Source organism: Synechococcus sp. H55.9 (genome assembly GCF_047462355.1).
Classification (GTDB): Bacteria; Cyanobacteriota; Cyanobacteriia; order Thermostichales; family Thermostichaceae; genus Thermostichus.
The window spans coordinates 1-11,857 of sequence record NZ_JANSJB010000086.1 but is presented as its reverse complement, the minus strand read 5'-3'; the positions used below and the strand labels follow the sequence as shown (position 1 = coordinate 11,857).

The 11,857-nt window shown below is 51.7% G+C and carries 9 protein-coding genes; 3 read left to right on the top strand and 6 right to left on the bottom strand.

Going from position 1 to position 11,857, the window contains the following annotated elements; all coding sequences use genetic code 11:
* Positions 1–87: 87 nt before the first annotated feature.
* Both NW857_RS10575 and NW857_RS10570 read right to left on the bottom strand, forming a co-directional pair.
* Positions 88–933 carry a hypothetical protein gene (locus tag NW857_RS10575; RefSeq protein WP_414336554.1) on the bottom strand — a complete coding sequence of 282 codons (846 nt, stop codon included), beginning with the start codon at positions 931–933 and terminating at the stop codon, positions 88–90.
* 18 nt (positions 934–951) lie between these two features.
* Positions 952–1,539: a hypothetical protein gene (locus NW857_RS10570; protein WP_414336553.1), complete on the bottom strand. Its 588-nt coding sequence runs from the start codon at positions 1,537–1,539 to the stop codon at positions 952–954.
* 401 nt (positions 1,540–1,940) lie between these two features.
* Between NW857_RS10570 and NW857_RS10565 the strand changes: the two genes are divergently transcribed.
* Together NW857_RS10565 and NW857_RS10560 are read left to right on the top strand one after the other, a co-directional pair.
* Entirely contained in the window at positions 1,941–3,461 is a 1,521-nt protein-coding gene (locus NW857_RS10565; RefSeq protein WP_414336551.1) for an FkbM family methyltransferase, read from the top strand.
* Positions 3,458–4,567: a hypothetical protein gene (locus tag NW857_RS10560; protein WP_414336550.1), complete on the top strand. Its 1,110-nt coding sequence runs from the start codon at positions 3,458–3,460 to the stop codon at positions 4,565–4,567. Before NW857_RS10565 ends, NW857_RS10560 begins: the two co-directional genes overlap by 4 nt.
* Here the strand turns inward: NW857_RS10560 and NW857_RS10555 are convergent.
* The 4 genes from NW857_RS10555 to NW857_RS10540 all read right to left on the bottom strand — a co-directional run bounded on the left by NW857_RS10555 (position 4,564) and on the right by NW857_RS10540 (position 10,800).
* Positions 4,564–5,403: an FkbM family methyltransferase gene (locus tag NW857_RS10555; RefSeq protein WP_414336548.1), complete on the bottom strand. Its 840-nt coding sequence runs from the start codon at positions 5,401–5,403 to the stop codon at positions 4,564–4,566. The genes NW857_RS10560 and NW857_RS10555 overlap by 4 nt on opposite strands.
* 17 nt (positions 5,404–5,420) lie before the next feature.
* On the bottom strand, positions 5,421–5,936 hold the full coding sequence (locus tag NW857_RS10550) for a class I SAM-dependent methyltransferase (protein WP_414336546.1): 516 nt from the start codon (positions 5,934–5,936) through the stop codon (positions 5,421–5,423).
* A 15-nt stretch (positions 5,937–5,951) separates the two neighbouring features.
* A complete protein-coding gene (locus tag NW857_RS10545; protein WP_414336544.1) occupies positions 5,952–8,900 on the bottom strand; it encodes a tetratricopeptide repeat protein in 2,949 nt (982 codons plus the stop codon).
* A 145-nt stretch (positions 8,901–9,045) separates the two neighbouring features.
* Complete coding sequence (locus NW857_RS10540; RefSeq protein WP_414336542.1) at positions 9,046–10,800, bottom strand: Ig-like domain-containing protein; 1,755 nt, start codon at positions 10,798–10,800, stop codon at positions 9,046–9,048.
* A gap of 467 nt (positions 10,801–11,267) precedes the next feature.
* On the opposite strand from NW857_RS10540, the gene NW857_RS10535 reads away from it, so the two are divergent.
* Positions 11,268–11,567 carry a ferredoxin gene (locus NW857_RS10535; RefSeq protein WP_414336541.1) on the top strand — a complete coding sequence of 100 codons (300 nt, stop codon included), beginning with the start codon at positions 11,268–11,270 and terminating at the stop codon, positions 11,565–11,567.
* The last annotated feature ends 290 nt before the right edge of the window (positions 11,568–11,857 follow it).

Below are 11,857 nucleotides of genomic sequence, written 5' to 3'. Positions count from 1 at the left end.
ATGGAACACTACCCCCCTCACCCTGAGGGAGAGGGGCCGGGGGTGAGGGCGATCCCTCAGGGAGAGGGGCCGGGGGTGAGGGATCCCTCAGGGAGAGGGGCTGGGGATCTGCAGCACCCGGATGCGCTCGGCCCGAATCGCCGCCGGGATCCGCCCTTCGGCGTCGGCATTGACGGCAAAACGCACCTTGCCCTCCATCTCCACCTCGTCCCCTGGGCGCAGCTCCAGCCAACTGGCGGGGCGGCCAAGGCGGATGACCTGGACATCTTCCGCAGGAACCACCGAGACCCAGGTGCCGGCGTAGCGCTGCAGGTTGGGGCTGACCTCGTCCAAATTGACCCCGATCCAGCCTTCCTCGCGGTTGAGGAGCCGCACCGTTCCTGTCAGTCGAAAAGGTTGCGCTTCTTCTGCTAGCTGGATCGGCTCGTAGAGAACTCTCGTGTTTAGAGGCTGCAGACGGGCCAGCTCCACCCGCCATCCCTGGGCCTGGCGGTAGAGAGTAACTTCCATCGCCGCCCGCAGACGCCCGTCCGGCAGCGGCTCGTAGAAACCCAACTGGGAGCGAAAAGGGCGAAACCGCGGATCCTCCCGATCCGGCTCGGTTAAGAATTGCTGCAGCTCCGCGGCGGTGAACTGGAAGTACAAAGTGGGCACCACTGCCTCCGGCCTCAGGATTGCGTCTACCTGAAAGATGGCCGTGTTGCCCACCTCCTGGATAGGAGTGAGGGTGAACTCCTCTGCCGAGGGCCAGGAGCGATCCAGGGCGCCCGGCGGGATCCCCCTCAGCAGCCGCGGGGTGAGCAGCGCTTCTGCCGTGGCAAAATCCCGAGCGTTGGCCGCCTGCACAAAGGCTTGCAGCGTCTCTTTGGCCGTTTGCGTCTGCCCGCAGCCATTGAGCAAAACCAGGGCCAGCAAGAACCAAGCTTTCTTCAACACCTTTCCCCCGCCACTTCACTGCTGATTTTCGGCAGGTTGCTCAGTTTCTGCCGGAGAGGGAGAGGGCTCAGGGTTCTCCGGCTGGGATCCCTCTGCGGGCGGCTTATCCGGTTGCCACACCTCGATTCGCCAGCCGCCCTCCTGTCGGTAAAGGGTGATCTTGAGGCGGGAAGTCACCGTGTCTCCCTCCAGGCGCAGGCCCACCAATTGCGGGGCCAACTGCTGATAGGTGGGATCGGCAAGATCCGGCTCGGTCAGGTACTTGCGCAAAGTCAAGGGATCCAGCCCCAGGCGCTGCGCCGCCTCTTCCAGAGAGGACTCGCCCTCCACCCACACGTAGGCCGTCTTGCCGCTCACCTCTTGGTTGCGCACCTGCACATTCTCTCCCGCTGCCCCCCAAATCGAAGGCAGGGATCCCGGCCTGAGGGCATTGCTGAAGCGCTCGGTCAGGTAGCCGTCGGCGGTGCCCCAATCCCCCTTTTCGGTGGCAGCGATAAAGGTGCTCACCACCTGGTCGGGGGTTTGCGCTGGTGTGGCCTGCGTACAGGCGATCGTGCTACCCAAGCTGAGAAGAAGAGTACAGGTGCTGATGTGACGTAGCATAGGAACAACCTTGTTTAAGATGCGCTGTCTCGAGACAAACCTCGGCAGACGTTGGCTCGAAAGTTGAGAACAATAGCAGATGCAGATTGGGCCTGGAAGCTTAAGAGATGTAACAGGTAGATGGAGTCTGCCGTACTTGCGTCAGGCCTGCCTGAGGTAACTGTCCAATTCAAAATGACGATCTCCGAAAATCAGAACTATGATACCATTCCAGGAAGCAGTGACAACAAACGTACAGCTTTGATGCTATGGTTAACCGGCAGCCTCTCGTGACACTACCCTCCATGGCTGCTGCTTGTGTAGAGTTATGCACTGAGTCTACTGCTCAGCAATATGCAAAAGGCTACGTCAGCTAGGATAAATCGGTAGGTCATAATACAAGTTTAAGCTTAGGTAAGGAAATGGCAGTCCCATTGTCTGAATCAGGCTCAACCTGGAATGCTCGCGGGATCAGTCAAGCCCGTGTAGCAGAAACGGCTCCTACTGCAAAGGAAAGAAGAAACGCTTGGTCAGTATCACTCTACTACTGGGATCAAGGGATCAGTACTGAGCCAAATCATCTGCCCTGCTTATTGAATAGACTCCATGCACTTTGGGTTCTAGGTGTCTCATTTACTTTTTTAGAAGAAGCACTTAAACTCTTGAACCAGTTAGAGTTAAACCCAGAGAGATGGAAAGATATTCCCCCTCCAAACATAGAAGGTTATGAGTTGGCATGGAAAGTTGATTCCCCTGACTTTGAGCCACTTGATCCGGATCTACCATCTATAGATCAGTACCTGTATTACTTAGCTCGCTGGATAGCAGAAAGAATAGGGCTGCCTTACCAAACACAAGTAATTCCTTTTTGGCGCATTGCTGCCTCAATTCACCCCAAAGATCTAAGAGCTAAAGCAATCCTAGGCCTTGGTCTATCTAAAAACCTGCAGATCGAAGGTATAAGGCATCTGAGGCAAATTCAGGCTATGACGGCCACACAAACAGCCAAAAGATGGGCTCAAGCCTGTTATCAAACTTCTGTAAGCTTTCTTCAAAGAAAGATGGGTGAATCAAACTCGATAAATTTGAGAAGCAAAAGAGAATTTGTTGATATATGCTACGAGGGTTACACAATGAGGCTAGAAGATAGTTTAAACTCACTAGTTACTCATTGTTATCTGGCCCAAGGAAGATGGTTTGAGTCAGGGATAGACTTTGTTAGGTCCTACCTGAAGCCGGGAATGATGTTTATAGATGTAGGGGCAAATGTAGGCTTATACACTCTTGTTGCTGCCCAGGCCGTAGGAACCAAAGGCAAAGTAATTGCGTTTGAGCCAACTCAATCTTGTGTGGAAATATTAAAACACAATGTCAGCGTTAATAGATTATCGCAAGTTACGATAAACCCATATGCAGTGGGTAGCGAGTCAGGGCAGACATATTTTCTAGAAACAGACGATAGTGTGTACAATAGAGTGGTAACTAACCTTTCAGGAGTAGTCCACCCTGTAAAGATCATCCGGCAAATTACGCTAGATGATTGGTGGCGCTCTTACAGAAAGCCTTTGGTCGATATGGTCAAGATAGATGTAGTTGTAGATCCCTTAGGTGTTATACAGGGAGGTCGAGAACTTATAAAAAGCTGTCTCCCACTCATTCAGCTAGAAGCAAAAGATGGTGGGGGATTTGTGTCGAGGGAAACATCCTCTTACCTGTCAGATCTGGGGTACACTTTTTTTGCATACAACTCCACCTTGAACGAATTATCGAGAGCTCGGGAACAAGCTCGCAGCCTCTCTGCGACAAACTTAATTGCAGTTCCCGAAGCGCGCTACGCTAGTCTTATAGAGGACGGCGTCCTCCAGAAAGACCTATCTCCATCTAAGAAGCTTGATTCAAGCCTGTTGTCTTTACTTAAAGATTTGCTCGAGGAAAGCCAATGATTGTTGTTGATGGTGTTGCTTTGCAGAGTAACTTAGAAACCCCACCGTCTATTATAACCTTTTGGCAAAATGTTGTAGGTGAATGGTTAAAGCTTGGCCACAGTCGAGACTTTGTGGTACTGGTGAGAGAAAGCCAACGTATTGCTCTTCCAGGCGATACAGTCATAGCGGTGATTCCTGACTATAGTTACGAAGACGCTGAATCCGATCACGTAGGTCTGCAGAGCGCCTGTGACCAGCTTAAGTCAACGCTCTTTATCTCAACTTTGTACACATATCCTCTTAGAACACCTAGTGTGGCAATGATTTATAGTGTGGATGAAAGCCAAGAGTTTCTGTCAAACTTGGCAGCTCAAGAGAAACATAACTCCATTTTGAATGCATCGGCATTTATATGTCCGTCTGAGTGGGTGGCATCAAACTTGATGGCAAAATATCCTGGTATTTCTAAAGAAGATATTGAAGTTATCTACCCAGGCTTGCATGGTGACCTAGGGCCATCTCCTCCTCTAAAGCTACGGAAGTTTCGAGAAGAGCGAGATCTGACTCGTCCCTACATCATTTACAGGGCGGGAGCAGGGGAACGAAGAAAGATAGCCTTCCGCGCTATCCTAGATAGCCTGAGCGAGATAGCTTCCGGGCAAGTTCCGGAAGTTGTTTACCTATCAGTTGATGGAAGTAGGACTGACTCACCTTTGGAATCTTTCGTGGACCTATCTAAACCAATTCGAGCTCGAATCCACAACCTCAAACTTTCGCCTGACGAGTTACCGCTACTCTATACAGGAGCTACGGGGTTACTTGAGGTTGAACCCGAGCTTGGAATGGGCAATTATGTTCTCGAGGCGATGCGATGTGGCTGTCCAGTTATCATTCTCAGAGAATCTCAAAGAAAAGTGGAACATGCCAATGCGCCTGAACCGTGGATTGAGATACCTCTGGAGCCACATGCCATATCGCAGGCAATCGATCAATTGAGAGATACAAAGTATAGAAGTTCTGTACTCTCGCAAGGGTTGATCTACACAAAAAACATGACGTGGGAAGAAGCGGCCAAGCGAATGTGGTCTTTCCTTGACCTGAAGGCGAAAAACATAACATCTTAAAGCTTCGAAAGGTAAATATCATAGAATGAGGTGCCCTCTATCTCGTCGTGAATTTTGAGCACATGAGAGCATAAGTCGTATGAGCGATAGGCCTCGTGAAGAATTACGGCAAGTGCTAGCCGCTTTCTGGAGGGAAGCTCTCCCACTCGCATAAAGTCTTTGGCATAGATAAAGTCAGTCCAGGAGGCTTGGGTGCACAAAGAAGTCAGATTCTTGGGAAAGGACTTCATAACTGGGCAGGCAATCCCAGTAAGGCTATGGATAAGAAAGCCATGCTTCCTCAGAGCAATATCTATGTCGGAAAACAAGGGCTGGCCAATGTAGTGGGGGACAAACAGGACCTCAGTTTGAACCACTACAATGCTCTCGCTGAGGAGACGAGCGGCGCCGTGGATAATGCTAAGCTCACTTCCTTGAGTATCCATGACAAGCCAGTCTGCATCTGAAGCCTCTTCCAGGTCATCGAGGCGAACCGTCTTGACTTTTTCCTCTGAGACGACTTGGTAAAGCTCAGCTAGATCGTGGAACCTCTCCAGCAGTTGATGGTTGGGCTGGAACAGAGATGAGGTCATCCCGGTGTTGGTTAGATAAAGAGTCGATTCAGAGCCATCGCCAACAGCCATAGGAAGGTATAAAACATTAGAGCTGCTAAAACTTTTCTCTTTTAACCGCTCGTATGCTTCTCGATCGGGCTCAAATGCAACTAAGTCTCCAAAGCCCTTGTGAATCATTTCAGTATAGATCTCAGGAGTCCCAAGATCAGATGCTCCTGCAGCAATTACTTTAATGCGAGGCATTGAGGTTCCCAAGACAGAGGCTATAGATAGCTCAGACATGACTTCCTTTCTTCACTTCACTCCTTGTGAGCGATTACATTTAGACTGATAAGCTCATTGCAGTAAACAATTGTGCTTGCGTCATTAAACATACCGAACTGATCTACTTGGACGATGAAGTCAAAGCCAACAGTTTTGAGTAAATGAGTTAAATTCTCAATGGTATATCCATATTTATGAAAGTCATACTGATCGACCTGGCCACCATAGAACATACTAATGATGTACACCAGTTGATCATAGGAAAGATCGTCCTTTAGAAGAACTCTAGATAGCGCTTTTAGGTTGGGCACAGAGATATATAATCTTCCTCCTTTCTTCAGTACCCGATACCACTCTGTCAAAGCTACCTTTGCCTCTCGATAATCAAAGTGCTCAAGAACATGTGAGGCGTATATCTGATCTACGCTTTCACTTCCAAATAAGCTGAGGTCAATTGCGTTTGCGACGTAGTCGACTTCAGGCGAGGGCAAAACGTCAAGTATTTTCCAGTCAGGATGTGGCTCTCTACCACCAATATGTAGATTAAACATGCTTACCCATTGCTCCTAGCTAACCATCTTAGTAAGTTTAGCCAAGTTTGGATGCTTGCGAAACTTAAATGGCAAATCTGTGAACCTAATTCTACCTTTCCTATCTTGGCAGTACTGTTCCCATATCTGGGTATATGCCTTCTCTAAAAAAGCTGTAAATCTCTTTCCGTCAAGAAGGGGAGACAAATAGAGACGCTCTCGCATAGTCCTTCTCATCCAGACCAGAAGCTCTGTATCTTCGGACAGCGTTGAGGCAATACGAACATAATCTTCCTCTGTCTGTGCAATTAGCTCTGGCAAGTCTACTGTTTTTAAGATTGACACACCAACTCTGGAGACATGTGCTGAGCCCTCCAGCGTTATTACCGGAACTCCCATCCATAATGTCTCACAGGTTGTCGTTGTTCCGTTGTAGGGGAACGGATCTAGGGCAATGTCCACCTCTCCATAGGCTGCGTAGTGCTCAGCAAAGCCCTGTCTACCATATTCAAGCTTGACTCGCTCTTCCGAAATGCCGTGGCTTCCAATTCTTTGCAGGAAGATCTTACAGGTGCTCTCATCTCTATACCGCTGATTCTTTAAGTGTAAAACTGAGTTGGGTACCGCCTTTAGTATCGTTGCCCACAACTTAATTACTCGGGGGGTAATTTTGGAAGGGTTGTTGCAGCACCCAAAGGTGATAAAGCCATTCTTAACCACAGGTGGATCCGTGACCTCAGGTGCCTCCCGAGAAGGCTTATAGCAGAGAAAGCTATGGGGCATTCTTATCAGCTTCTCGGTATTCAAGCCATCAGTTACGTCATAGGGATCTGCGAAGCTGTCCGTTATTCTATAGTCCACGACGGTCATACCGGTGGTGTCAGGATAGCCGAGGTAGGTAACTTGTACAGGTGCAGGACGGAGAGCCATTACGTGTACTCTTGTACCGCCAGTGTGCCCGCTTAGATCCACCAGAATATCAATTTGATCTTCTCTGATTAGCGTTGCAACTTTCTCGTCGCTTAGTTTACTGATATCTCTCCATCCTGTCGCCCATGCAGAGAGCTGCTCAGTTACCATGTCAGGTTGATCAACATTTGAGTAGCAATAAATCTGGTAGTTTTCTTGATTGTGGTTATCATAGATTGAACTCATGAAAAAGTGTACCGAATGCAATCGAAAATCACCTGACAGGTAGCCGATCTTAAGTGGCCTTTGAGTGGTTCGCGAGTTTGTGTAGGGCTTCCAGTAACTTTGATATCGGCTTTGGTAGCGAATACCCCACCGTTGATGCTCCAAGAATGTTTCTAGAGGATCAAAGTTCTCTGAGTAATGCGAGACCATAAGGATATTTGACATCGCACCCGCAAAGTCAGGAGCGATCTCGAGAGCTTTCCTATAGCTAGCCAGTGCTTCACGTAATCTGCATTGCTCTAGATAAGCACCGCCTAGATTTTGGTAAGCCACGGCGAAGTTTGGCTTTCTTTCAATGGCCAGTAGATAATTATCTATGGCCTCCTGAGTTCGGGATAGCTTGGCCAGGGTCAAGCCTTTGTAGAAGTATGCATCAGCTAATTCAGGCTTGAGCCTTATGGCCTCCTGTAGATGTTCTAAAGCATCATCGTACTTTTTCTGCTCAAAGAGTCTAGCTCCGATGTTGCAGTAAACTTCTGCAAAGTCTGGGGAAAGCTCCGCAGCTCTATGAAAAGCAAACTCTGCTTCCTCTTTCTTCCCCAATAACTGGTAGGCAAGACCCAAGTTATTGTAGGCTCGGGCAGATGTTGGATCTAGGTTAATTGCTTGTTCAAGGCATCGAACTGCCTTTTCACCCATAGCAAGATCTAAGTAGTAGCATCCCAGGCTATGCCAATACTCTGATTCCCCTGGATTTAGCTCAATAGCAAGACATATATGATGCTTGGCTAGGTGCAACCGCTTTTCTGTCCTGTAAAGAACACCCAGATTGTGGTGAGCTTCGGCGTACCCTGGATCCAAAGAAATGGCGACTTGAAAGCAATCTCTTGCAGCTTGAATAGCTTGGTATCGATCCTCAAGATTTTTTCTGCTTTCTAGATTTAGCTCCTGAACGGCTATCTCTGTTGCAGCTTGGGGTTGGATCTTTCGGCTCAGAGCTGCCCCTAGATTGTTATAAGCCTTTGCATAGTTCGGATTGATCTCTATAGCCTTCTTATAGTGCTCCATCTCTTTATCTTCTTGGCCGACCTCACCGTATACTCTACCCAGGTTCAAGTGAGTGACAGCAGAGGGCTCGATCATCAAAGCTTTCTGAAAAGCAGTGATTGAGTCTTCATAGTGTCCCAGTTCTACTAGCAATAAACCTAGTTTGTTTTGCAAGTCGGCACTAGTCGAAAATAGGGGCTCTATTTGCTTTGCGTGTCGAATGGCTTGATCCTTATCTCCAGATAGAGAAAAGGCATCAATTAACTGAAGATGAGCTTCAAGGTAGTCTGGCTGATCCTTTACTGCTTTCTTTAGGATGCCGATAGCACTATTTACCTGGCCTAACTTTAGCAGTACCTGTCCAAGAAAGTATGCTGCCTCAAACTGTTGCGGATCCAGCTCCAGAACCTTCAGAAAAGCTTTCTCTGCTTCATCCCAGCGCTCAAGCTGGATAAGGGCCAGACCTAAGTTAAAGTTTGCATTAAGGCTTTCTGGATCTATTTGGATGGCTTGTTGATAGCACTCTATTGCCCTTTCGGGTCGGTTTAGCTTCTCGTAAGCCACACCCAAGTTAGTGTAAAGCGATGCCGACCTTTGACCAAGGCTGACACACCTTTCCAGCCATTCCACAGATTTGACGTATTGTTCCTGCTGATAGGCCAGTATGCCCAAATACTGAATGGCATCAGGCTGGTTAGGCTCTAAGCTTAAGATCTCCAGGTAGCATTTCTCAGCTTGATCCAGCTCACCCGAGCGATGATGGCGAAATGCTCGCTCTAGGAGCTCTTGAATCTCGGTTCTCATATCTCCAAGCCTTGACTGCAACGATTCTATCAGATGAATTTGTAGATTTAGCGGCCTAGGAAAATGGGCAGGCTCTCAAGACCTGCCCACTTCCTGTATTTGGCCGCTCCTGGACTACAGAGGCAGCCTAGATTTAGAGGCGCCGCTAGCGCGGGATGGAGAAAGTGATATCCAGACGCGGACCACGAGCAGTGGTGATGGGCGAACCACCCGTGCCCGTAGCCGGCTCGCGGTCGAACTCGGCGCGGCAGACCCCGTTGGCTCCCTGGCTGATTTCGAAGCCAGCATTGGGAGCAGTGCGGGTGAAGGGCGTCACCGTAGTGGTGGCAGAGGCCGTGACCGAGCCGGTGACCGTCACCGTTTCGGAGCGGGTTTCAGAGCCAACGACCGTGCCTGTGGCCGCAAAGGTCACCGTTGCGCTGGCTACCGAGGTAAAGCCAAGGCCCGCTGTAATAAATTGAGAGGCAGTGAAGGTAGCAGTGCCAGTGACACTAAAGGTAAAGGATTCAGTGTCAGTTGCAGTTCGAGTTTGAGTACCCTCTCCTTGTGTTACTATTACTGTCCTTGATGCCGTAGCCACGCCAGAGACAGTGCCAGTGGCCGAGAAGGACTGTGTAAACGGCGTCGTCACCGCACCGGTGATGGTGTTGGATACCGTGGCACTCGCTGCACCCGTAACGACAAACGTCTGCGTCGCCGTCACGTTGAAACGCTGCGTCGCCGTCACAATCCCCGTCGTCGTCACCGACGTCGTTCCCGTAGTCACCAAAAAGACCGGAGCTGCCTGGTTGTTCCACACTTCCTTGGCGCACTGCAGCCGCACCTGGTAGAAGCGCGTGCCCGACACCGACCGCTGCACACCCGGCTGCACATCCGCCGTCCGCGGCCCCGCCGACACATCCCCACCCAACACGTTGCCGTTGATGCTCAACGCAATGAAGCTGGGCGTGGAAGCCGGCGCAAAAAAGTCGCTGGAAACCACGTTGTCGCGCGCACCCAGGTTGACTTCCTGGAACACCACGTTGTTGGCCGGCAGGTTGTGCGGCGTCGGATCCAGGAAGAAAAAGCCGCGCCCCCTATCGCCAAAGTTTCCAATCTCCGCCGAGTCGTTGGAGGGCAACTGCACCAGCGTCAACTGCGCAGATTGCACCGCGGCGTTGGACGGAATGCTGTCGGGAATCGAGAAGGAGAGCACCGCACGGTAGTCGGTGTAAACCCCCACCGGCAGGTTCTCCGCTACCCCACTGCGGCGAATGCCATACCCCACCGGCACCACGTTCGGGCTGGAGAATACCTGCCCGTTGGGCGTCACCGCCGCCAGTTGTGTCGGCAGCAAGCTAACCGGGCCGCCAGTAGCCGCCACGTTGCCGGTGGTGAAGGTGGCCACAAAGTCTTCGGCCAGGCTGCGGCCCGAAGCAAACAGATCCGGCACCGCCCGCGAAATGGTGACCCGATAGACAGAGTCGTTGCTCAGGGGTGTGCGGAAGGTGACGGTGACTTGGGTGCGGTCGGAGTTGAAGGCCAGATCCCGAGGCGGGACAGCTCCGGCTTGGGGCGCCACCGAGGTGATGCTCAGGGCTTGAGCCAAGGGAGCCTCGCGCACCGGCTCGCTGAAGCGAATGGTAATCGAGGTGGTGATGGCAACGTTGGTGGAGCCATCCGAGGGGCTGATGCTGATAACACGTCCCACCGGCGTAGGCGTGGGAGTAGGGGTGGGAGGTGCTGGCGGCGGAGCCGGGGGAGCCGGAGGAGCCGGCGGGGGCGGGGGCGGTACGGGCACCGACGTGCCGGAGCTATCTTCGCCGCAACCGGTGAGCAGCATGGGCAGCAGCACCACCGTCGATGCCAGAGACAGAGACCCCAGTGACTTGAGCAGCCACTTGTGCATTGTTCCGTTCATGTTTCTCCTCTTAACCAAAAAGTAGGGTTCGGCTGAACACTTCCCTCACATTACCCGATCGGCTCGCTCAGGGCAACCTAAGCCTTCTGAGAAATGGCCAATCGAGGGGAGACGCAGACACGCCAGTTTGGTGGCTAGCCTGTTTACTCTGCTAATCATACAGGCAGATGCGGCAGCTTTGGCAAGAGTTATCGACTTTTTCCGGGCCAATGGGGAGTGATCTGGGTCACAGACGATAGCATGAGCTTGCCTGTGGCTACTGCTTCGTACAACTCTGCTCCATAGGCTGGGTTGAGGCTTGGCCGAGGGAGGTGAGACGTGGCCGGAATCTTTGCCCAGCAAGGTTTTCTCGGATCCAACTCTAAAAAACCGGGAGATCTACCTATTTCTCTGAAAAATGGTGCTTGATCCGGGGCAGAAGGGTGGCAGGATGAGGAGTGGATGTTTTTTCTGGAGACCCAACCAGGATGGCTACCTACAAGGTCACTCTGATCAACGAAGAGCGAGGCTTGAACGTCACCATCGATGTGCCGGATGACGAGTACATTTTGGATGTGGCGGAGGAGCAAGGGATCGAGCTGCCCTATTCCTGCCGCGCCGGGGCCTGTTCGACCTGTGCCGGCAAGCTGGTGAGCGGCACGGTGGATCAAAGCGATCAATCCTTCCTGGATGACGATCAGATCGAGCAGGGCTATGTGTTAACCTGCGTGGCCTACCCTACTTCTGACTGCACCATCATCACCCATCAAGAAGAGGCGCTGTACTGAGTGAGGCCCTCACCCCCGATCCCTCACCCCCATCCCCTCTCCCTGGGGGGACGACCCTCACCCCCATCCCCTCTCCCTGGGGGAGAGGGGTTTTTTGTTTTGGGTGCTCCTTTCCGGCAGCCTCAAGCGCTCCGCGCCACCGCAGGCGACTACTCCCGACTCCTCTCCCAGCCCTCACCCCCGGCCCCTCTCCCGGGGGGGGGCGCCCCCCCCCCCCCCCCCCCGGGGGGTTTCACAACTGGCCGCGGCCCCCCAAACGGGAGTGGTTGTAGGGGGGGGGGGCGGGTGAT